The organism is Streptomyces sp. NPDC007901 (assembly GCF_042959465.1).
Classification (GTDB): Bacteria; Actinomycetota; Actinomycetes; order Streptomycetales; family Streptomycetaceae; genus Streptomyces.
This window is the reverse complement of the sequence record NZ_JBIBKW010000003.1, coordinates 927,321-948,732: the sequence shown is the minus strand read 5'-3', so window position 1 is coordinate 948,732 and position 21,412 is coordinate 927,321. Positions and strand designations below refer to the sequence as shown.

The 21,412-nt window shown below is 71.9% G+C and carries 19 protein-coding genes; 11 read left to right on the top strand and 8 right to left on the bottom strand.

The genetic code is table 11. The annotated features are described in order from the left end of the window. Window positions 1-43: 43 nt before the first annotated feature. A complete protein-coding gene (locus ACFZDK_RS14590) occupies window positions 44-976 on the bottom strand; it encodes a Ppx/GppA family phosphatase (RefSeq protein WP_390972457.1) in 933 nt (310 codons plus the stop codon). A gap of 146 nt (window positions 977-1,122) precedes the next feature. Between ACFZDK_RS14590 and ACFZDK_RS14585 the strand changes: the two genes are divergently transcribed. After that, entirely contained in the window at window positions 1,123-1,917 is a 795-nt protein-coding gene (locus tag ACFZDK_RS14585) for a hypothetical protein (RefSeq protein ID WP_390972538.1), read from the top strand. Window positions 1,918-2,037: 120 nt separating this feature from the next. Here ACFZDK_RS14585 and ACFZDK_RS14580 read toward each other — a convergent pair whose 3' ends face one another. Next, window positions 2,038-3,729 carry a hypothetical protein gene (locus tag ACFZDK_RS14580; RefSeq protein WP_390972455.1) on the bottom strand — a complete coding sequence of 564 codons (1,692 nt, stop codon included), beginning with the start codon at window positions 3,727-3,729 and terminating at the stop codon, window positions 2,038-2,040. 207 nt (window positions 3,730-3,936) lie between these two features. Here ACFZDK_RS14580 and radA point away from each other — a divergent pair, with 207 nt between their 5' ends. Continuing rightward, the gene (radA, locus tag ACFZDK_RS14575; protein WP_365679870.1) at window positions 3,937-5,346 is read left to right on the top strand and encodes a DNA repair protein RadA; all 1,410 of its coding nucleotides are present in this window, start codon (window positions 3,937-3,939) and stop codon (window positions 5,344-5,346) included. A gap of 80 nt (window positions 5,347-5,426) precedes the next feature. After that, window positions 5,427-6,551 carry a DNA integrity scanning diadenylate cyclase DisA gene (gene disA, locus ACFZDK_RS14570; RefSeq protein WP_390972453.1) on the top strand — a complete coding sequence of 375 codons (1,125 nt, stop codon included), beginning with the start codon at window positions 5,427-5,429 and terminating at the stop codon, window positions 6,549-6,551. 130 nt (window positions 6,552-6,681) lie between these two features. On the opposite strand, the gene ACFZDK_RS14565 is transcribed toward disA, so the two are convergent. Further along, window positions 6,682-7,527 (bottom strand): hypothetical protein, encoded by an 846-nt coding sequence (locus ACFZDK_RS14565; protein ID WP_390972451.1) that lies wholly within the window; start codon window positions 7,525-7,527, stop codon window positions 6,682-6,684. Between the two features lie 192 nt (window positions 7,528-7,719). Here ACFZDK_RS14565 and ACFZDK_RS14560 point away from each other — a divergent pair, with 192 nt between their 5' ends. From ACFZDK_RS14560 to cseC, 5 genes are all read left to right on the top strand, one after another. After that, window positions 7,720-8,595, top strand: a complete 876-nt coding sequence (locus ACFZDK_RS14560; protein ID WP_390972449.1) for an A/G-specific adenine glycosylase — start codon at window positions 7,720-7,722, stop codon at window positions 8,593-8,595. 263 nt (window positions 8,596-8,858) lie between these two features. Then, the gene (locus tag ACFZDK_RS14555) at window positions 8,859-9,398 is read left to right on the top strand and encodes a SigE family RNA polymerase sigma factor (RefSeq protein ID WP_217559609.1); all 540 of its coding nucleotides are present in this window, start codon (window positions 8,859-8,861) and stop codon (window positions 9,396-9,398) included. Then, entirely contained in the window at window positions 9,386-10,054 is a 669-nt protein-coding gene (locus ACFZDK_RS14550) for a hypothetical protein (RefSeq protein ID WP_390972447.1), read from the top strand. The genes ACFZDK_RS14555 and ACFZDK_RS14550 overlap by 13 nt, the downstream gene beginning before the upstream one ends. Before the next feature lie 59 nt (window positions 10,055-10,113). Continuing rightward, a complete protein-coding gene (gene cseB, locus ACFZDK_RS14545) occupies window positions 10,114-10,818 on the top strand; it encodes a two-component system response regulator CseB (protein WP_390972445.1) in 705 nt (234 codons plus the stop codon). An 11-nt stretch (window positions 10,819-10,829) separates the two neighbouring features. Then, the gene (cseC, locus tag ACFZDK_RS14540) at window positions 10,830-12,185 is read left to right on the top strand and encodes a two-component system sensor histidine kinase CseC (RefSeq protein WP_390972443.1); all 1,356 of its coding nucleotides are present in this window, start codon (window positions 10,830-10,832) and stop codon (window positions 12,183-12,185) included. Between the two features lie 276 nt (window positions 12,186-12,461). On the opposite strand, the gene ACFZDK_RS14535 is transcribed toward cseC, so the two are convergent. The 4 genes from ACFZDK_RS14535 to ACFZDK_RS14520 all read right to left on the bottom strand — a co-directional run bounded on the left by ACFZDK_RS14535 (window position 12,462) and on the right by ACFZDK_RS14520 (window position 15,925). Then, window positions 12,462-13,319, bottom strand: coding sequence for an SAM-dependent methyltransferase (locus tag ACFZDK_RS14535; RefSeq protein ID WP_390972442.1), 858 nt, complete (start codon window positions 13,317-13,319; stop codon window positions 12,462-12,464). A gap of 2 nt (window positions 13,320-13,321) precedes the next feature. Further along, window positions 13,322-13,753, bottom strand: coding sequence for a VOC family protein (locus ACFZDK_RS14530; protein ID WP_359225485.1), 432 nt, complete (start codon window positions 13,751-13,753; stop codon window positions 13,322-13,324). After that, window positions 13,750-14,193, bottom strand: coding sequence for a helix-turn-helix domain-containing protein (locus tag ACFZDK_RS14525; RefSeq protein ID WP_390972536.1), 444 nt, complete (start codon window positions 14,191-14,193; stop codon window positions 13,750-13,752). The genes ACFZDK_RS14530 and ACFZDK_RS14525 overlap by 4 nt, the downstream gene beginning before the upstream one ends. Window positions 14,194-14,314: 121 nt before the next feature. Beyond that, complete coding sequence (locus tag ACFZDK_RS14520) at window positions 14,315-15,925, bottom strand: DHA2 family efflux MFS transporter permease subunit (protein WP_390972440.1); 1,611 nt, start codon at window positions 15,923-15,925, stop codon at window positions 14,315-14,317. A 147-nt stretch (window positions 15,926-16,072) separates the two neighbouring features. Here ACFZDK_RS14520 and ACFZDK_RS14515 point away from each other — a divergent pair, with 147 nt between their 5' ends. Beyond that, a complete protein-coding gene (locus tag ACFZDK_RS14515; protein ID WP_390972438.1) occupies window positions 16,073-16,672 on the top strand; it encodes a TetR family transcriptional regulator in 600 nt (199 codons plus the stop codon). Here the strand turns inward: ACFZDK_RS14515 and ACFZDK_RS14510 are convergent. Beyond that, window positions 16,669-17,220 carry a peptidoglycan DD-metalloendopeptidase family protein gene (locus ACFZDK_RS14510; RefSeq protein WP_390972436.1) on the bottom strand — a complete coding sequence of 184 codons (552 nt, stop codon included), beginning with the start codon at window positions 17,218-17,220 and terminating at the stop codon, window positions 16,669-16,671. The two genes, ACFZDK_RS14515 and ACFZDK_RS14510, sit on opposite strands and share 4 nt — an antisense overlap. A gap of 456 nt (window positions 17,221-17,676) precedes the next feature. Here ACFZDK_RS14510 and ACFZDK_RS14505 point away from each other — a divergent pair, with 456 nt between their 5' ends. After that, window positions 17,677-18,279, top strand: a complete 603-nt coding sequence (locus ACFZDK_RS14505) for an HAD family acid phosphatase (RefSeq protein WP_390972435.1) — start codon at window positions 17,677-17,679, stop codon at window positions 18,277-18,279. A 47-nt stretch (window positions 18,280-18,326) separates the two neighbouring features. Continuing rightward, window positions 18,327-21,371, top strand: coding sequence for an NACHT domain-containing protein (locus ACFZDK_RS14500; RefSeq protein ID WP_390972433.1), 3,045 nt, complete (start codon window positions 18,327-18,329; stop codon window positions 21,369-21,371). The last annotated feature ends 41 nt before the right edge of the window (window positions 21,372-21,412 follow it).

Here is a 21,412-nt window from a genome sequence, read left to right as displayed (position 1 = left end):
TGCTCGCCGTTGTGACCAGGGTCGCGTCGGCGCCCCTGCCGGGCTACGCCGATCCCATGTGGTCGAGGCGCCGCAGGATGACGCCCTCCCGGAGCGCCCACGGGCAGACCTCCAGGTTCTCCACCTCGAAGAGGTCCATCGCGGCCTCCGCGACCAGCGCACCCGCCACCAGCTGGCCGGACCGCCCCTCCGACACTCCCGGGAGCGCGCTCCGCTGGGCCGTGGTCATGGCCGCCAGCCGCGGGACCCAGGTCTCCAGGGAGCCCCGCTTGAGCTCGCGCTGCACGTAGAGGCCGTCGGCGGAGCGGGCCGCGCCGGCGATGCGGGCCAGCTGCTTGAAGGTCTTGGACGTGGCGACCACGTGGTCGGGGGCGCCGAAGCGGCTGAACTCGCCGACCGTCCGCGCGATCTCGGCGCGTACATGGCGACGCAGTGCCCGTATGTCGTCGGAGGTCGGCGGGTCGCCGGGGAGCCAGCCGGCGGTGAGCCGGCCCGCGCCCAGCGGCAGCGAGACCGCCGTGTCCGGCTCCTCGTCGATGCCGTACGCGACCTCCAGAGAACCCCCGCCGATGTCCAGGACCAGCAGCTTCCCTGCGGACCAGCCGAACCAGCGGCGCACCGCGAGAAAGGTCAGCCGGGCCTCCTCGGCCCCGGTGAGGACCTGCAGCTCGACGCCCGTCTCGGCCTTCACGCGCGCGAGCACGTCATCGGCGTTGGTGGCCTCGCGCACGGCGGACGTGGCGAACGGCAGCAGGTCCTCGACGCCCTTGTCCTCGGCGGCCTGCAGGGCATCCCGGACGACGTCGACCAGTTTCTCGACCCCGTCGGGGCCGATGGCCCCGTTGCCGTCGAGGAGTTGGGCAAGGCGCAATTCCGCCTTGTGCGAGTGCGCCGGCAGCGGGCGGGCGCCGGGGTGCGCATCCACCACCAGCAGATGCACCGTGTTGGATCCCACGTCGAGGACACCGAGTCTCATGGACGGAACGCTACTGCCACCTGGGCGGGAACCTGTCCTTGGAGCCGTCCCCGAACCGGTCCCGGGAGACTTACCCTGGACGCGTGCCAAAGACGAAAAAGACGAAGGACCACAAGGGCGCCCAATCTGCCGACGGTTCTTCGCGGGTGAAGTCACCGAAGCCGTCGAAGACGTCGCAGCAGGCTCTCGCAGCGGACGAGAAGGGCCTCGACTTCGCGCGCGCATGGGTGGAATTCCCTGATCCGGCAGACGACGAGCAGGTCTTCCGCTGCGATCTGACCTGGCTGACCTCCCGCTGGAACTGCATCTTCGGCAGCGGCTGCCAGGGCATCCAGGCGGGCCGCGCGGACGACGGCTGCTGCACGCTGGGTGCGCACTTCTCCGACGAGGACGACGAGAAGCGGGTCGCCGATCACGTGTCGAGGCTCACGCCGGAGATCTGGCAGCACCACGACGAGGGCACCCGCAACGGCTGGACCTCGGAGGACGAGGACGGCTCCCGCCAGACCCGCCCCTTCAACGGCTCCTGCATCTTCCAGAACCGCCCCGGTTTCGCGGGCGGCGCGGGCTGCTCGCTGCACATCCTGGCGCTGCGGGAGGGCCGCGAGCCGCTGGAGACCAAGCCGGACGTCTGCTGGCAGCTCCCGATCCGCCGCACCTACGACTGGATCGACCGCCCCGACGACACGCGCGTCCTCCAGGTCTCGATCGGCGAGTACGACCGCAGGGGCTGGGGCCCGGGCGGCCACGACCTCCACTGGTGGTGCACCTCGGCGACCTCCGCCCACGGCGCCGGCGACCCGGTCTACGTCTCCTACCGCCCGGAACTGACCGAACTGATGGGCAAGGCCGGCTACGACCGCCTGGTGGAGCTGTGCGAGGCGCGCCTGGCTGGCCAGCTCCCGCTGCTGGCACCCCATCCGGCGGATCCTCAGAACTGACGCCCGCGGAAGCGCCCCGTCAGGGGCGCGGGGCCGCATTTGATGTGCGGCGACCGCCGCGTGGGCGCGACCAGCCACGACGCTGCCGCACCCACCACCGCACCGCAGCCCCCTCCCCCCTCACGGACTCGCCGACGCCCCCGCACTCTCGCTCTCCGTCGGCGAGGCCGACTCCGTCGGAGGCGCCCCCGTGTCCGAAGCGGTCGGCGTGGGCGAAGCCGACGTCGGCGGCTCGCTGACCGGCGGTGTCGGCTCGGCGGACGCCGACCCCGTCGCCGTCGGCCCCGGCCCCCCGCCAGGCGGCTTGGGCCCCCGGCGCGACGGCGGAGCCATCCCGTACCCGCCGATCGACACCACCGCCCCCGCCGGCGCCACCGCCACCCGCGCCCCCCAGTGCCCGGCCGGCTCCCGCAGATGATCGACGTACACCTTGATCGTGGACGACTCGCCCGGCTGTAGCGTTCCTGCGGATCGCGAGAAGTACAGCCACCCGGCCGGGGTGGACAGCGACCACCGCACCGGCGCGTCCCCGGACGCCGCGAGCGTGATCAGCGTGGTGTCGCCGTCGTTGGCGGCCGTCACCGCGAGGTGCCCCGCGCCGGTCGCCTTCCGGTCCGCCCCGGCGACGCTGATCACCTCCACCGAGACGTCGGCCTTGCCGTCCTTCCCGAGGCGCGGCCCGGGCCTGGTGCTGGCATTGCCGGCGTTCTCGTAGCCCCCGGTCCGGTCGCCGTCGAGCGCGTCGGGGCCGGCGGCCTCCCGCGCGGTCGCGGACGGCCCGTCGTGGGCCTCTCCCGCCGGCGAGCCCCGGTAGGCCGCCCACAGGGCGAGCACCGGCGCGGCCACGACCGTGGCGACGACGGTCGTCGTGACGGCACGCGCGCGGAGCCGGTCGCGGCGGGCCGCGTGGTCCTTGGGGTCCATCGGGAAACCGCGCCGGTCGAAGCGCGGAACGGCGGCGCCACGCGCGCGTGGCTGGTGGGCCATGGCCATGTGCAGGGCCGCACGGGGCGCCTCCAGGACGGGCAGCTCGGCGGGCGTGGTCATCGCGCCGGGCCACCGCCCGGGGGCCGCGCGCTCGGCGGTACGGCGGCAGCGCGGACAGTCGTCGACGTGCCGGACCAGTTCGCGGCGCAGGGCGCTGCTGAGCACCAGCTGGCTGTCCCCGGTGAGGTGGGACACGCTCGGGCAGCCGCCGGTCTCGACGACGGCGAGGGCCGCGCGGGTGCGTTCCACCTCGCAGGCGGCGGAGGCGAGCAGCTCACGGGCGCCCGCCAGGTCCATGCCGAGGACGGCGGCGACCTCCTGCGCGGCGAGGTGGTGGCGGACGGCGAGTTCGAGCGCCTCGCGCTGCTCGGGGGTGGTACCGGCCGCCTCGGGCCAGGCGAGCAGGGCGAGTTCGCGGCGCCGCTGCTCCTGGACCTCGGTGACGGCCGGCGGGTCGGGGGCGATGTGGCGGCCCGCCGCGTGGTGGGCCTGACGTTTCTGCTTGGCCTGGGCGAGCCCGCGCAGACACGCCCAGCGGGCCAGCGCGTACAGCCAGGCCCGGCGGTCGCCGGCGGCCTCCGGGACGCGCTGCCCGCGCCGCTCGGCGAGTGCGAGGACGTCCCCGAGCGCGGTGGTGGCCGCGTCGTGGTCGCACAGCACCGAGAGGCAGTAGGTGAACAGCCCGTCGAGGTACGGCTCGTAACGCGCCGGCGGTCGCTGCGCCAGCGCGCGCGCCGCCGTACGATCACGCGCCGTACGCGCCTCCCGGTGCGCCCGGTGTGCGCCGGTCGTGCGGGTCGAGGTCTCCGGACTGCTGCTCATCACCCGTGCGACCGTAGGCGGCGGCGTATGGCCCCTTCTTGCGGCTTGAGCACTTTTAATCCGTACGGGTGAAACGATCCCTCATAAGGGGACAGGAACCTGTTATTCCGTGGCTCGTTCCTCACCGGGCGTGGCTGAGACCGGTCCACCCACACCCGTCACCTGCGCCTCCCCGGTCCCGCTGTCAGTGGTGGGGGCTACGGTTTCCGCATGGCCACCCGTACCAAGACCGCGAAGGACCGACCGTCGTACCGCTGCACCGAGTGCGGCTGGCAGACGGCGAAGTGGCTCGGGCGCTGCGCCGAGTGCCAGGCCTGGGGGACGATCGAGGAGTACGGCGCGCCCGCGGTCCGTACGACGGCTCCCGGCCGCGTCACCACCTCCGCGGTGCCGATCGGCCAGGTCGACGGCCGCCAGGCCACCGCGCGGACGACCGGCGTGCCCGAGCTGGACCGCGTCCTGGGCGGCGGCCTGGTCCCCGGCGCGGTCGTGTTGCTGGCCGGCGAGCCCGGCGTCGGCAAGTCGACCCTCCTGCTCGACGTGGCGGCCAAGTCGGCCAGCGACGAGCACCGCACCCTCTATGTCACCGGCGAGGAGTCGGCGAGCCAGGTCCGGCTGCGTGCCGACCGCATCGGCGCCCTCGACGACCACCTCTATCTCGCCGCCGAGACCGATCTGTCCGCCGTCCTCGGCCACTTGGACGCGGTGAAGCCGTCGCTGCTGATCCTGGACTCCGTGCAGACGGTCGCCTCCCCCGAGATCGACGGCGCGCCCGGCGGCATGGCCCAGGTGCGGGAGGTGGCCGGGGCGCTGATCCGCGCGTCGAAGGAGCGGGGCATGTCGACCCTCCTCGTGGGCCACGTCACCAAGGACGGCGCGATCGCCGGCCCCCGGCTGCTGGAGCACCTGGTGGACGTCGTCCTGCACTTCGAGGGCGACCGGCACGCGCGGCTGCGTCTCGTCCGGGGCGTCAAGAACCGCTACGGCGCCACCGACGAGGTCGGCTGCTTCGAGCTGCACGACGAGGGCATCACCGGCCTCGCCGACCCGAGCGGACTCTTCCTGACCCGGCGTGCCGAACCGGTCCCGGGCACCTGCCTCACCGTCACCCTGGAGGGCCGCCGTCCGCTGGTCGCCGAGGTCCAGGCCCTCACCGTCGACTCGCAGATCCCCTCCCCCCGCCGGACCACCTCCGGCCTGGAGACCTCCCGGGTCTCGATGATGCTGGCGGTGCTGGAGCAGCGCGGGCGGATCAGCGCGCTCGGCAAGCGGGACATCTACTCCGCGACGGTGGGCGGTGTGAAGCTCTCCGAGCCGGCGGCGGACCTCGCGATCGCGCTGGCGCTGGCCTCGGCCGCGAGTGACACCCCCCTGCCCAAGAACCTGGTCGCCATCGGCGAGGTCGGCCTCGCGGGCGAGGTCAGACGGGTCACCGGCGTCCAGCGCAGGCTCTCCGAGGCACACCGTCTGGGCTTCACGCACGCGCTCGTACCGGGCGATCCGGGCAAGATCCCGCCGGGTATGAAGGTCCTGGAAGTCGCCGACATGGGGGACGCCCTGCGGGTGCTGCCGCGCTCCCGTCGCCGAGAGGCCCCACGGGAGGCGGAGGAGCGCCGGTAGACTTTGCCCTGGTCTCGCCCGTCCGTACGAACCGAGTGCGGGGACGGCGGCGCCTCAGAACCTGCGACCGGAGGAGTGCAGTGGCAGCCAACGACCGGGCAGCGGCTCCCGGAAAGTCCGGTGGGAGTGCCGGTTCCGATGGCCTGATGCGCGCCTCGCTGAGCGCTGTGGCTCCGGGCACGTCCATGCGGGACGGCCTGGAGCGGGTCCTGCGCGGCAACACCGGCGGGCTCATCGTCCTCGGCTTCGACAAGTCGGTCGAGACGATGTGCACGGGCGGTTTCGTCCTGGACGTCGAGTTCACGGCGACCCGGCTGCGGGAGCTGTGCAAGCTCGACGGCGGCATCGTGATCTCCTCCGACCAGTCGAAGATCCTCCGGGCCGGCGTCCAGTTCGTACCGGACGCCACGATCCCGACGGAGGAGACCGGCACCCGGCACCGCACGGCGGACCGGATCTCCAAGCAGGTCGGCTTCCCTGTGGTCTCGGTCTCCCAGTCGATGCGGCTGATCGCGCTCTACGTCGACGGTCAGCGCCGGGTCCTGGAGGACTCGGCGGCGATCCTGTCCCGCGCGAACCAGGCGCTGGCGACGCTGGAGCGGTACAAGCTCCGCCTGGACGAGGTCGCGGGAACGTTGTCAGCGCTGGAGATCGAGGACCTGGTGACGGTCCGCGACGTGTCGGCCGTCGCGCAGCGGCTGGAGATGGTCCGGCGGATCGCCACGGAGATCGCCGAGTACGTGGTCGAACTGGGCACCGACGGGCGGCTTCTCGCGCTCCAGCTGGACGAACTGATCGCCGGGGTCGAGCCCGAGCGGGAGCTGGTGGTCCGGGACTATGTGCCCGAGCCGACGGCGAAGCGGTCCCGCACGGTCGACGAGGCGCTTGCCGAGCTGGACGCGCTGAGCCATGCGGAGTTGCTGGAACTGCCGACGGTGGCACGGGCGTTGGGGTACACCGGTTCGCCGGAGGCGCTGGACTCGGCGGTGTCGCCGCGCGGGTTTCGGCTGCTGGCGAAGGTGCCGCGGCTGCCCGGGGCGATCATCGACCGGCTGGTGGAGCATTTCGGGGGGCTGCAGAAGCTGCTCGCTGCGAGTGTGGACGACCTGCAGACGGTGGACGGGGTCGGGGAGGCCCGGGCGCGGAGTGTGCGTGAGGGGCTGTCGCGGTTGGCGGAGTCTTCGATTCTTGAGCGGTATGTCTGAGTTCGCCCAGTAGCTCGACGGGTTGCGGTTGTACGGCGGCTGCGGACCGTCGTGGTTGCTCGCGCCCACGCGGCGGAGCCGCATATCGATACAGCCCCGCGCCCCTGAAGGGACGCTGCCCAGCCGGGGTCTAATCGGCTGCCAGCACGAAAGAAGCCTGTGCCTTCGTGAACCCCGGGGCTTCTGCCTCCAGGAGGTACGTTCCCGTGCCGGCCGAGCCTGCCGGAGGGGTTGCGCACTGGGGGGCGCTGGGCTTGCGGTCCCACTTGAGGGTGTAGGTGATGCTGCTGCCGGCCGGCACCCGGTACCAGCGGCTCGCCGCCGTCTTCGGGCAGTCCGCCGACGACCAGTAGGCGTCGTCGGAGCTGGCGGCCGTGATCGTGAGTACCGCGTTCTTCGGACCGAGGTCGATCTTGCAGTCGCTGGACGAGGTGCTCTTCGCCGTGAGTGCGAAGGTGGGTGTCTGGTCCGGCGAGTAGGAGTTGTGCAGGCTCTTCAGGCTCAACGCCGCGGAAGCGGCCGTGCAGTTGGGGAGGGTGGACGTCCCCGGCAGTGAGGCGACCGTACCGCCGGAACCCGAGGTCACGTCGCCGCCCGAACCAGAGGAACCAGCGGAACCGGAAGAACCAGCGGAACCCGACGAGGAGTCGCCGCCCGAACCGCCCGAACTCCCGTCCGTGGAACCGGAACCGGGGCTCGAACCGGTGCTGCTCCCCGAACCGCCGCCGCTCGAGTCGTCCCGTCCGCCGGGTGCCTGGCTGATGGCCGGCCCGCTGTCGGAGGGTCCCGGCGTGATCGTGGACACGGGGTTCTTGCCGTCCGACCCGTCGGCGTTCTTCTTGCCGCCTCCGCCGCCCGACGTCACGATCCACGCGATCAGCAGCGCCAGGACGGCGAGGGTCGCCAGCATGGCGACCCTCCGTCGCCAGTAGATGGAGGAGGGAAGCGGCCCGACCGGATTGCGCAGAGATCCCACGGCCCAAACTGTACGAGAGATCCGAGCAGTTCCACGCCCCACCCGCCGCCCAAACCTCAACTTTTCCGGATCATCATTCCGGCAACTCCCCTCGGTCCGGCCCGCCTTCACCACCGGGGACGTCAACCACCCGCCCCGCCGCGGACCACGTCCACCCCACCCGCCGCCGGACGTGGCAGGATCGGAAGGGCCATGACTGAGAAGCTGCACACCCCTGTGATCGCCTGGTTCGACGCCCACGCCCGTGACCTCCCCTGGCGCCGCCCGGAGGCGGGCCCGTGGGGTGTGATGGTCAGCGAGTTCATGTTGCAGCAGACGCCGGTGAGCCGTGTGCTGCCCGTCTACGAGCAGTGGCTGGCCCGCTGGCCGCGCCCCGCCGACCTCGCCGCGGAGGCGCCCGGTGAGGCGGTCCGCGCCTGGGGCCGGCTCGGCTATCCGCGGCGCGCCCTGCGGCTGCACGGCGCCGCCGTCGCCATAACGGAACGGCACGGCGGCGACGTACCGACGGATCACGCACAGCTGCTCGCCCTGCCCGGCATCGGCGAGTACACGGCCGCGGCCGTCGCCTCCTTCGCCTACGGTCAGCGGCACGCCGTGCTGGACACGAACGTGCGGCGGGTCTTCGCGCGGGCCGTGACCGGGGTGCAGTACCCGCCGAACGCGACCACCGCCGCCGAGCGCAGGCTTGCCCGCGAGCTGCTGCCCGAGGACGAGCGGACCGCCGCCCGCTGGGCCGCCGCCTCCATGGAGCTGGGCGCACTGGTGTGCACGGCGAAGAACGAGACGTGCCAGCGGTGCCCGATCGCCGGGAAGTGTGCCTGGCGGCTGGCCGGAAAGCCGGAGCACGAGGGTCCGCCCCGGCGCGGGCAGACGTACGCCGGTACCGACCGGCAGGTGCGCGGCAAGCTGCTCGCCGTGCTGCGCGAGGCGCGCACCCCCGTGCCGCAGACGGCGCTCGACCGGGTCTGGCACGAGCCGGTGCAGCGGGCCCGCGCGCTGGACGGGCTGGTCTCGGACGGGCTGGTGGAGCCGCTCACGGGCGGCCTGTACCGGCTTCCGCTGAGCTGACGTACAGCCACATCACAGGAGAAGGGCCTCTGTTACGGCCCCGACCCTGCGGCAAATCGCCTCATTACCGGCCATAAAACAGCACCCGCTTACCCCGGACCTACTTCCGTTACACAACCGACGGACAGCCGATTGCTACCCGCAGGCTGCTCCGCACAGGCCCGTGACAACAGGTCCGTAGCTTCGTTTCTGTGCCCGCCAGGACCGCGGGACGGCACTCAGGCACAGGGCCGGGGAAAACGGGGATCGGGAGGCGGTTGATCATGGCGCAGGGCGAGGTGCTCGAATTCGAGGAGTACGTCCGCACTCGGCAGGACGCGCTGCTGCGCAGCGCCCGCCGGCTCGTCCCGGACCCGACGGACGCCCAGGACCTGCTCCAGACCGCGCTGGTACGGACGTACGGCCGCTGGGAGACCATCGAGGACAAGAAGCTCGCGGACGCCTACCTCCGCCGGGTCATGATCAACACGCGGACCGAGTGGTGGCGGGCCCGGAAGCTGGAGGAGGTCCCGACCGAGCAGCTGCCCGACGCCTGCGTGGAGGACTCTACCGAGCAGCACGCGGACCGCGCGCTCCTTATGGACATCATGAAGGTTCTGGCTCCGAAGCAGCGCAGTGTCGTGGTGCTGCGACACTGGGAGCAGATGTCCACGGAGGAGACGGCCGCCGCCCTCGGCATGTCGGCCGGAACGGTCAAGAGCACGCTGCACCGGGCGCTCGCCCGGCTCCGCGAGGAGCTGGAGTCCCGCGACCTCGACGCACGCGCGCTGGAGCGTGAGGAGCGGGAGCGTTGCGCGGCCTGACCGGCACAGGGCCCAGCCGGGGCCCGGCGAGTGCACAGGCGGTGATCACGGCGACGGCCGTGCTCGCCGCCCTCGCCCTTTTCGCCGCCGCCTGCGGCACCGGCGGCACCGGAGCCCGGGACGAGGGCCCGGCCCACGACGACTCGGTCGGGAACGCCCCGGCCGCCGCCGCGCCCTCGCCCAGCCCGTCCCAGACCTACGAGAAGGTCGACGCGGTCGCCCTGGTCAAGGCCGACCCGGCGGTCTCGGCCACGGTGAAGCGGGACCTGACGCCGTGCGCGGGCGACGAGTACCCGGTCGACGTGACGTACGGCGATCTGACCGGCGGCCCCGTCGAGGACGTCGTCGTCAACGTGCTGACCTGCGGGGACGCGGTCGGGGTGGGGGCGTACGTGTACCGCAAGGAGAGCGGCGCGTACAAGAATGTCTTCAAGGCCGAGGAGTCCCCGGTCTACGCGGAGATCGACAAGGGCGATCTGAGCGTGACCAAGCAGGTGTACGAGAAGGGCGACCCGGTGTCGAGCCCGTCCGGTGAGAACGTGATCACCTACAACTGGGCCTCGGGGCGCTTCGTCCAGGAGGACTTCCACCACACCGACTACGGCAACGCGGCGGGCGGCGACGACGCCACACCGGTCCCCTCCCCGGCCGACTGACCCCGCTCCCCGTTCAAACACCGCCCCGCCCCACCCCACCGACTACCGAGAGATCCGGGATGGCAGACCAGACCCACGTCCTGTTCGTCGAGGACGACGATGTCATCCGCGAGGCCACCCAGCTCGCCCTGGAGCGGGACGGCTTCGCGGTCACCGCCATGCCCGACGGTCTGTCGGGCCTCGACGCGTTCCGCAGCGACCGGCCCGACATCGCCCTGCTGGACGTGATGGTGCCGGGCCTGGACGGGGTGAGCCTGTGCCGGCGCATCCGCGACGAGTCCACCGTGCCGGTGATCATGCTGTCGGCGCGGGCCGACTCGATCGACGTGGTGCTGGGCCTGGAGGCGGGCGCCGACGACTACGTCACCAAGCCGTTCGACGGTGCCGTGCTGGTCGCCCGGATCCGGGCGGTGCTGCGCCGCTTCGGCCACGCGAGCGGCGGCGACCGGCCGCAAGAGGACGCCGCTCCGGTCTCCGGCGGCGTCCTCGCCTTCGGCGACCTGGAGATCGACACCGAGGGCATGGAGGTGCGCCGGGCCGGACAGCCCGTCGCGCTCACCCCGACCGAGATGCGGCTGCTCCTGGAGTTCTCGTCGGCGCCGGGGACCGTACTCTCCCGCGACAAGCTGCTCGAACGCGTCTGGGACTACGGCTGGGGCGGGGACACCCGGGTCGTCGACGTCCATGTGCAGCGGCTGCGCACCAAGATCGGCCAGGACCGGATCGAGACGGTCCGCGGATTCGGCTACAAGTTGAAGGCCTGAACGGGGCGGTCATGCGGGGGTTCACCAGATCCATCCGGTACCGGGGTCCGGGGCTGCGCACCGGGCTCCGCTGGAAGCTGAGCGCGGCGATCGCGCTGGTCGGCGCCCTGGTCGCGATCGCGCTGAGCCTGGTGGTGCACAACGCCGCCCGGGTCTCGATGCTGGACAACGCGCGTGAGCTGGCCAACGACCGGCTCCAGCTCGGCCAGCGCAACTACGAGCTGTACGGGAGGGCGAACTTCCCCGACGTCAAGATCGACGACCCGATGCTGCCGCCGGCCCTGCGCGAGCGGGTCGACGCGGGCCGCCGGGCGACCGACGTCATCGACCGCGGGCACGGGGCGCCGGACATCTGGGCGGCGGTGCAGGCCCAGGACGGGCGGGTGCTGTCCCTGCACAGCACCTTCGCGAACCGCAGCAGCAATGTGCTGAAGGACCTCGACCAGGCCCTGGTCATCGGCTCCATCGCCGTCGTCCTCGGCGGCAGCGCGCTCGGGGTGCTGATCGGCGGCCAGCTCTCGGGGCGGCTGCGCAAGGCGGCGGCCGCGGCCAACCAGGTCGCGCAGGGCGAGCCGGACGTCCGGGTGCGCGAGGCGATCGGCGGGGTGGTCCGGGACGAGACCGACGACCTGGCCCGCGCGGTGGACGCCATGGCCGACGCGTTGCAGCAGCGCCTCGAGGCGGAGCGGCGGGTGACGGCCGACATCGCGCACGAGCTGCGGACGCCGGTGACGGGGCTGCTCACGGCGGCCGAACTCCTCCCGCCCGGCCGCCCGACCGAACTGGTCCTGGACCGGGCGAAGGCGATGCGCACGCTCGTCGAGGACGTCCTGGAGGTGGCCCGGCTCGACAGCGCCTCCGAGCGGGCCGAGCTGCAGGACATCATGCTGGGCGAGTTCGTGTCCCGGCGGGTGGCCGCGAAGGACCCGCGGATCGAGGTGCGGGTGGTGCACGAGTCGGAGGTCACCACCGACCCGCGCCGCCTGGAGCGGGTGCTGTTCAACCTGCTCGCCAACGCGGCCCGGCACGGCAAGCCGCCCATCGAAGTGACCGTCGAGGGCCGGGTCATCCGGGTCCGCGACCACGGCCCCGGCTTCCCGGAGAAACTCCTCGCCGACGGCCCGAGCCGTTTCCGCACCGGCAGCGAGGACCGCGCCGGCCAGGGCCACGGCCTCGGCCTCACCATCGCGGCCGGACAGGCCCGGGTCCTGGGCGCCCGCCTCACCTTCCGCAATGTCCGGCCGGTGGGCGCACCCGAACACATCCCCTCGGAGGGCGCGGTAGCCGTCCTCTGGCTCCCGGAACACGCCCCCACGGCCACCGGCAGCTACCCGATGCTGCCGGGCCCGGCCCAGGCGGGCCGCTGAGGCTCGGGCCACGGCGCTGAGGCTCAAGCCGCGGCGCTGAGGCTTACGCGGCCGGGACGCCGAGGCTCGAAGGGGTCGCCCGGCGGCAAGCCGACCGTCGAAACACGGACCACCGGCCGTCAGGCGGCAGGCAAGCCGTCGAAGCCCAGACCGGCCGTGCCGCGGCAAGCCGACCGCTCACGGCTCAGGGCCGACCGCTGAGGCTCCGACCGGACCGAGCGCCGGGGCGCAGACAGGACCGACCGCTGAGGCTCAGACCGGGCCGACCGCAGCGACTCACGTCGTAGCCACCAACAGCTCCTCGCCCCGCGAGGGGCGCAGATCGTCCGGCCGGGCCGCGAAGTAGCGGCGCGCGAGCTCCCCGGCAGGCACGTGCCGGGTCTCGCGGAAGCCCGCCGCCATGGCCAGGTCCGCGATCCGCTCGGGCGAGTAGAAACTCAGGAAGGGTGTGCCGGCGGCCCGCGCGCCCCGTTGGGCCACCCGCAGCTGCTCCTGCTGGTCCGGCTCGACGTCCTCGACGGGCCGCAGGAACGTGGTGACCAGCGTCGACCCGGGGGCGAGCCGGGCGATGTGCCCGAGGGTGGCGGCGAGGGCGTCCTCCGTGAGGTACATGGTGACCCCGGCCGAGGCGACCACGGCCGACCGCCCCGGATCGAACCCGGCGGCCGTCAGCTGCCCCCACCAGTCCCCCTCGAAGTCCACCGGCACCAGCCGCAGCCACTCGGGCACGCCGTACCCCAGCTCGGTCAGCCGCCGCCGCTTCCACGCCACGGCCCCGGCCCGGTCGGCCTCGAACACCCGCAGCCCGGTCGCGGCGATGTCGTCGGCCCGGCGCTGCGCGAAGGTGTCGAGCCCGGCGCCGAGGACGACGTACTGGTCCACCCCGCGCCCGGCCTCGGCCACCACCAGGTCCTCGACGAAACGGGCCCGGGCCACGATCGACGCCCGGGTCCGCCGGGTCGCCGCGACGTCCATGTCCGGCCGCGCCCGCCAGTCGTCCCCGGCCGCGGGCGCGGCGAGCCGCAGCCCGACCTCGTCCTCGATGACGTACGGCGGCGCGTCGGCCCGCAGATGCAGCGCACGCCACAACGCGGTGCGTACGGCGGTGTGGTCGGGCCCGGTCTCCGTGGTCATGCTCAGAACTCCTTGGAGAGGTCGAGCTCCTCGCTGCGCTGGGTCAGCGAGTACCAGTTGCCGTTGTCGTCGCGGAAGATCGCCTCGATGCCGTACGGCCGTTCCTTGGGCTCCTGGACGAACTCGACGCCGCGCGCGCTGAAGGTCTCGTAGTCCCCCCGGCAGTCGTCGGTGCGGAACGCGCCGGCCCCCATCACCCCCTTGGCGACCAGCTTGCGCAGCGCCTCGGCGGACTCGGGGTCGAGACCCGGCCCGTCCAGGCGCATCAGGGCGAGTTCGACGCCGGGCTGGCCCTTGGCGCCGACAGTGACCCAGCGCATGTCCCCCATGGCGATGTCGTCGCGCACCTCGAAGCCGAGTTTCTCGGTGAAGAAGGCCTTGGTGCGCTGCTGGTCGAAGGTCCACACGGTGGTGATGGCCAGACCCTGGATCATGGCTCGGTACTCCTGCCGGACGGTTGCTGTTCCTGTCCGTCACGGTAGGCAGCGGGGCGCTCGGCGCGCTTCTCGGAAATTGCGCTCCTGCGCGGGAACCCTCCGGCCCACAGCAGCGCGTAGCAGCCGGGGATGAGGGAGGCGCCGCTGCCGACGTGCTCGGCCCGGTACTCGGTGGGGCTGAGCCCCGTCCGTGCCTTGAACTTCGCGGAGAAGGTGCCCAGGCTGCTGAAGCCGACCAGATGGCAGATCTCGGTGACGCCGAGGTCCGCGGCGCGGAGCAGTTCCTCGGCCCGCTCGATCCTGCGGTGCGTCAGATACTGGCCGGGCGTCTCGCCGTACGCCTCCTTGAAGGCGCGCAGGAAGTGGTATCGCGAGTACCCGGCGTGCGTGGCGACCGCGTCCAGGTCCAGGGCGGGGTCGGCCCAGTCCCGGTCCATGGCGTCCTTGGCCCGCCGCAGCTGCCGCAGTTTCTCCACAAGGCCGATGGTGACACGGGGCACTGACAACAACGCCGGACGGCTGGGGATCCAGCCGTCCGGCGTTCGACAAGAGGTGTCGTCAGACCGCTTCGACCACCGGCATCGGCGCCGCCTCCTCGGCGGACGCGGACTGCCCGCCCTTGAGCGGCACCTCCTTCACGAAGACCGCCGCCACCAGCACCGCCACCGCGATCACGGCACCGAGCAGGAACGCCGAGTGCGTGCCGGCCGACACCGCGTGCTGGTACGCCTCGCGCGCCGCGGCCGGCAGCTTCGCCAGGCTCTTCGCGTCCAGCTGCGCCGACTGCTCCGTGATCTTGGAGCCCAGCGAACCGGCCCGCTCGGCCATGACGTCCTGGACCCGGTTGTTGAAGAGCGCGCCCATGATGGCGACACCGAAGGAGGAGCCGAGCGTACGGAACAGGGTGGTGGAGGAGGACGCGACGCCCATGTCCCTCATCTCCACGCTGTTCTGCGCGACCAGCATGGTGATCTGCATCAGACAGCCCATGCCGAGACCGACGACGGCCATGTACACCCCGGAGGTGAACCGGGAGGTGTCGGTGTCCATGGTGGACAGCAGGTAGAGCCCCACGGTCAGCAGCACACCGCCGGCGATCGGGAAGATCTTGTAGCGGCCGCTGCTGGTGGTGACCCGCCCGGCGACCATCGAGGTGACCAGCATCGCGCCGAGCATCGGGAGCAGCAGCAGACCGGAGTTGGTCGCGGACGCGCCCTGCACGGACTGCTGGTAGAGCGGCAGGAACAGGGTGGCGCCGAACATCACGAAGCCCACGATGAAGCCGATGATCGACATCAGGGTGAAGTTGCGGCTGCGGAAGATGTGCAGCGGCACGACCGGCTCGGCGGCCTTGGTCTGCCAGAAGACGAACCCGACCAGGGAGACGACGCCGATGGCGATCAGTTCCATGATCCGCGCGGACGTCCAGGCGTACTCGGAGCCGCCCCAGGTGGTCACCAGCACGATGGAGGTGATGCCGAGGGTGAGCAGACCGGCGCCCAGGTAGTCGATGCGCGCCTTGTTCCGCTTCTTCGGCAGGTGCAGTACGGCGCTGATGGCGGCCAGCGCGACCACACCGAGCGGCAGGTTGATGTAGAAGGCCCAGCGCCAGCCCCAGTTGTCGGTGATGGTGCCGCCGACCAGCGGGCCGCCGATCATGGCGAGCGCCATGACGCCGGCCATCATGCCCTGGTACTTGCCGCGCTCGCGGGGCGGCACGAGGTCCCCGATGATCGCCATGACGCCGACCATCAGGCCGCCGGCGCCGAGGCCCTGGACGGCCCGGAACCCGATCAGCTGGCCCATGTCCTGGGCCATGCCGCTGAGCGCGGAGCCGATCAGGAAGATGACGATGGAGGTCATGAAGGCGCCCTTGCGCCCGTACATGTCACCGAGCTTGCCCCAGAGCGGGGTGGACGCCGCGGTGGCGAGGGTGTAGGCGGTCACGACCCACGACAGGTGTTCGAGGCCGCCCAGTTCACCCACGATCGTCGGCATCGCCGTACCCACGATCATGTTGTCGAGCATCGCGAGCATCATCGCGACCATGAGCGCGAGCATCACGACCCGTACGCTCTTCGGCTCCTTCTGCGGCTGCTCGGCCGCCTCCGGTGCCCCGGGTGCCCCCGGAGTCTCCTGGCCGGTACCGGCCGCCTGGGTGTCCGCCATCTCTCCCACTCCCCCCGGCGACAGGTACTTACTTGCCGCCCGGCTAGTTCACTACACTGGGAAGCTAGACCCGTCACTAGCCGGGCGTCAAGTAAGTTTACTAGCCGGGCGGCAAGCAAGTTTCGCGGGAGCGCGAGGAGTAAGAGGATGAGCGTCACCATGGACGGCACCAAGCAGCAGCGCCGCGGGAACACCCGCCAGCGCATCCAGGACGTGGCGCTCGAACTCTTCGCCGAGCAGGGCTACGAGAAGACCTCCCTGCGGGAGATCGCCGAGCGCCTCGACGTGACCAAGGCGGCCCTGTACTACCACTTCAAGACCAAGGAAGAGATCCTGGTCAGCGTCTTCGAGGACCTGACGCGGCCGATCCAGGACCTGATCGAGTGGGGCGCGGACCAGCCGCACACCCTGGAGATCAAGCTGGAGATCGTACGGCGCTACAGCGAGGCGCTCGCCGAGGCCGGGCCGCTGTTCCGGTTCATGCAGGAGAACCAGGCAACGGTCCGCGAACTGCGGATCGGCGACACCTTCAAGGACCGGATGCGCGGCCTGCGGAGCATCTTCATCGACCCGGACGCCCCGCTGACCGACCAGGTCCGCTGCATCAGCGCGATGTTCACGCTGCACGCCGGCATGTTCGTGATGCAGGACCTCGAAGGCGACCCCAAGGAGAAGCAGGAAGCCGTCCTCGAAGTCGCCCTGGACCTGGTGACCCAGGCCCACCGGGGTTCCGCCAACCCCTCTTAGAGGATCACGCCCTTGGCGCGCAGGAAGGCGACGGGGTCGACCGCGGAGCCGTAGTTCGGGGTCGTACGGATCTCGAAGTGCAGGTGCGGACCGGAGGAGTTGCCGGTGTTGCCGGACCGGGCGATGTGCTGGCCGGTCTTGACGATCTGCCCGATCCTGACGTCTATCCGGGACAGGTGCGCGTACTGCGAGTACTTGCCGTTGCCGTGCCTGATGACGACGGCGTTGCCGTACGCGGGACCGTCACCGGCGCCGTTGCCGCCGGCCTTGACGACCGTGCCGCCGTGCGCGGCGACGACGTCCGTACCGCTCGGCACGGCGAAGTCCTGGCCGCTGTGCTTGGCGGCCCACATGCCGCCGGCCTGGTTGAAGGTCGCCGAGAGCGTGTACTTCTTCACCGGGTCGACCCAGGCGGCGGCACCGGGGGTGGCGGCCGACGCGACACCCGACCCCACCACGGCCGCGACTCCGACACCGGCGGCCAGAACGGCGGCCCGCTTGCGGAGCGAGGACGTGCGGGGGGTACGGAGAGCGGCGCGCAGGGACATCGGAACCTCGTGGGGTAGACAACAGGGACCCCCCTCCGGCACCGGCTCACACCGGCAGCCGCCGAACGGGGCATCTCTTGGTAACCCGGAAACCGGCCGCCACCCAAACCCCCTCATCTACGACACCACCTAGTACTTAGGTTAAAAATTGACCCTTTCTTGACAGAACCCCCAGGACCGGACAGGCCCGACCCGGCACCGGCGCCTCACGCGAGGCCGCACAGGTAAAGCCCCCGCAAAACGGCGAAAGACTGCACTATCCACGCTAGTAACGAACATTTCGCCCGTGCGGTATGTCACCGGCTCCCGCGCTCCGCGCACGCCGATTTGTGACGCACACCTCTGGCCACCTACCCATCGGTAACCTTACGGTTCCCCTCGCGCCACCTGCCCCACTCACCATGCCCCTGACACGACACAGGCAGCCGCACAGACGTGAGAGGACACCCCACACCGATGACCACAGGCACCTGGACCCGCCGCATATCCGCCACCGCCGTCTCCGTGGCCGCGCTCGCCGGGATGGCCGCGCCGGCCCAGGCAGCGACGGAGAGCAGCTCCAGCACGGTCGACTACGCCACCTGGCAGCAGGACTGCCAGTCCGTGATGGACCAGGCCCTGCCCTACCTGAAGAGCCGGATCGCCGCCGCGAAGCCGGGCGAGAAGCAGGCGATCGTCTTCGACATCGACAACACCACGCTGGAGACCGACTTCGGCTTCAGCTGGCCCCAGCCGGCCAACAAGCCGGTCCTGAACGTCGCCAAGTACGCCCAGGAGCACGGCGTATCGCTGTTCTTCGTCACGGCCCGCCCGGGGATCATCTACCTGCCGACCGAGTACAACCTCGAACACGACGGCTACCAGGTCTCCGGCCTCTACGTCCGCGGTCTCCTCGACCTCTTCAAGGACGTCGCCGCCTACAAGACCGCCCAGCGCGTCGACATCGAGAACAAGGGCTACGACATCATCGCGAACATCGGCAACAGCGCCACCGACCTCTCGGGCGGCCACGCCGACAAGACGTTCAAGCTGCCGGACTACGACGGCCAGCTGTCGTAACCCCCCGCTAGGCTCCATCCGTTCGCGCGAATCACGGGGGTGGGCGGATGGAGCCGACGGTACTGGGCGGCAAGCTGGCGTCGAGCCTGATGGGCCCGCTGCTGAAGAAGCTGTTCGTGGCGGACGGCCCGGGCGCGGGACTGGTGGACCGGCCGGTGCGGCTGAAGAGCCTGGTGTCCTTCCGCGGCGAGAAGCGCGCACTGGTCGAGAAGGACGTGCACAAGCTCGCCGAGCACCTGGTCCGGCAGGCGGTCGACTCACCGGGTGAGCCGCCCTTCCGGGCCGGGGAGCAGTTCGCCGTCGCCGACGCACTGGCCCGCCGACTCCTCGCCCTCGGCGACCTGGACATGGACGACGTCCAGGCCGTACGGCTGGGCCACCGCGAACTGGCCGCGAAGCTGACGCACGCGGCAGCCGCCCCCGACGGCCTCTCCGCCGACGCCGACCACTTCCTCGACTCCGCGACGGAGTGGGCCTGCCTGCAGATCCTGGAGTTCTTCACCCGCCGCTCCACCTTCGTGGCCCGCACCCTCGTGGAGCAGACCCGGGCCCAGGCCGAACTCATCTGCAAGATCGACGAACTGCTGGCCCGCACACCCCGCCCCGACGCCCGCGACACCGCCTTCGAGCGCCGCTACCGCTCCTACGTCGCCGAACGCCACAACCACATCACCATCTACGGCATCGACCTGCGGGACTCCCCCGACCGCTGGCCGCTGGAGGTCGCGTACCTGAGCCTGGAGGCGACGGTCGCCGACGAGGGCTCCGCCTCAGGGGACTCCTCCGTCACCCGTCAGCTCCCCGCCGAGGAGGCTCTCCTCGCCCACGACCGTGTCCTGCTGCGCGGCGACGCGGGCTCCGGCAAGACGACGCTGGTCCAGTGGCTGGCGGTGACGGCGGCCCGCGAGGGCGCGCACATCCCGTACGTCCTCCCGCTGCGCACCCTGATCCGCGGTGCCGGCGCCTTCCCCGCGCCCGCCGCCTTCCTGACCGCGGTCGGCAGCCCGCTGTCCGCGCCCGAGGGCTGGGCGGAACGCGTCCTGGCGGCGGGCCGCGCCCTGGTCCTCGTGGACGGCCTGGACGAGATCCCCGACGCCGACCGCAACCGCGCCCGGGACTGGCTGAGCTCCCTCCTCCACGCCTTCCCGGGCAACCGCTGGCTGCTGACCTCCCGTCCCACCGCGGTCCGCTCCGACTGGCTCGCCCCGGAGGGCTTCGGCGAACTGGCCCTCGCCCCCATGCGCCGGGCGGACGTGGCGACCTTCGTCCACCGCTGGCACACGGCGGCCCGCGCCCCGGAGTTCGAGGGCCCGCTCCTCGACTCCCTGCGCACCAAACGCGACCTCGCCCGGCTCGCCACCAACCCCCTGATGTGCGGCCTGATCTGCGCCCTGCACCGCGAACGCCGCGGCTACCTCCCCACCGGCCGCAAGGAGTTGTACGACGCCGCCCTCGCGATGCTGCTGACCCGCCGGGACCGGGAGCGCGGCATGGGATCCGTGGACGAGGTCGAGCTGGGCGAGGAGGCCCAGCTGGAGCTGCTGCAGCGTCTCGCCTACGCGCTGGTGCTGAGCGGCCGTACCGAGATGGACCTGGAGACGGCCGAGGCGATCGTCGACCGCTGTCTGCCGTCCGTCGCGCTGCCCGGCGGCTGGGACGCACCGACCGTGCTGCGCACCCTGCTCCTGCGCAGCGGCACGGTCCGCCGGCCCGCCGACGGCGTCCTGGACTTCGTGCACCGCACCTTCCAGGACTACCTGGGCGCGCGCTACGCCGTGGAGGAGGGCCACCTGGACGTCCTCGCCGGCCACGCGGACGACACCCAGTGGGAAGACGTGATCCGCATGGCCGTAGCGCATGCGCGGCCCCGGGAACGGGCCGCTCTGCTACGGCAGTTGCTCGCGCGGGACGTCCCCCGGCTGACCCTGCTGGCGCTGGCCTGCCTGGAGCACGCGGCGGCACTGGACGCGGGCGTGCGGGCGGAGGTCGAACGGCGGGCGGCGGAGCTGATCCCGCCGCCGACCACCGAGGACGCGAGGACACTGGCGGAGGCGGGCCCCCTGGTGCTGGAGCTCCTGCCGGGACCCGAGGGACTGACGCAGCGGGAGGCACTGGGCGTCACGATCACCGCCTCCGTGCTCGGCACCGAGGAGCCGGAAGGGGCCCTCGGGGTGCTGCGCCGGTTCCGCGGGCATCCGGATCTGGAGGTCCGCCGGCAGCTCGCGGGGACCTGGAGCCGCTTCGACACCACGGCCTACGCGTCGGAGGTGCTGGACCACCTGGACCGGGAGAAGCTCTTCGTGCGCTGCGAGTCCGCCGAGCAGCGGGCGGCGCTGGCCGGGATGCGGCCCTGGCACGGCCTCGCCTTCCTCGGCGCGCACTCCGCCGAGCAGATCCTGGCCGCCGTACCCGAGCCGGAGGCCCTGGTCTACCTCGACCTGCGGGACAACCCGCTCCTCACCGACCTGGGGACGCTGCCGCGCTTCGGATCCCTGCGCACGCTGATGCTGGCCCGCTGCCCGGAGGTGCGGGACCTGGACCGGCTCGCGGAGCTCCCGCTGGCCGAGCTCGTCTGCGGGCAGATCGCCGATGTCACCGGCCTCGGGTCACTCGGCTCGCTGACCCGGCTCACCGTGGAGCAGGAACTGCCGGGCGAGAGCCTCACCGATGTCCTGCCCGTCGAGGCGGGGCTGGAGTTCCTGTTCCTCGGCCGGAGCAGCACCGACCGCACCGGCCTGCGGGGCCTGGAGCACTGGGCCGGCCTCACGGATCTCAGCCTCGGCCCGCTGACGAGGGAACTGTCGGAGGCCGACTGGCAGGCGGTCGCCGCCCTGCCCGGCCTGCGGAGCCTGCACCTGAACGCGCGGATCCTCCGGGAGCTGCCGCTGTCCGTCGCGCACATGCCGGAGCTGTCCGGCGTCAGCGCGCTGCGGATCCCCGGGCTGCTCGGCACCGAGGACCTCTCCGCGCTGGCCCGCAGGCTGCCGGGGCTGCGCACCCTGACACTGCAGAACATGCCGGGGCACACCTTCCCGCTGTCCCGGTTCTCCGGGCATTTCCCCGGAGTGGACATCAGCCTGGTGAAACGCTGAAAGGGGCCGGTGCCCGAAAGCACCGGCCCCTTCTCAGGGCG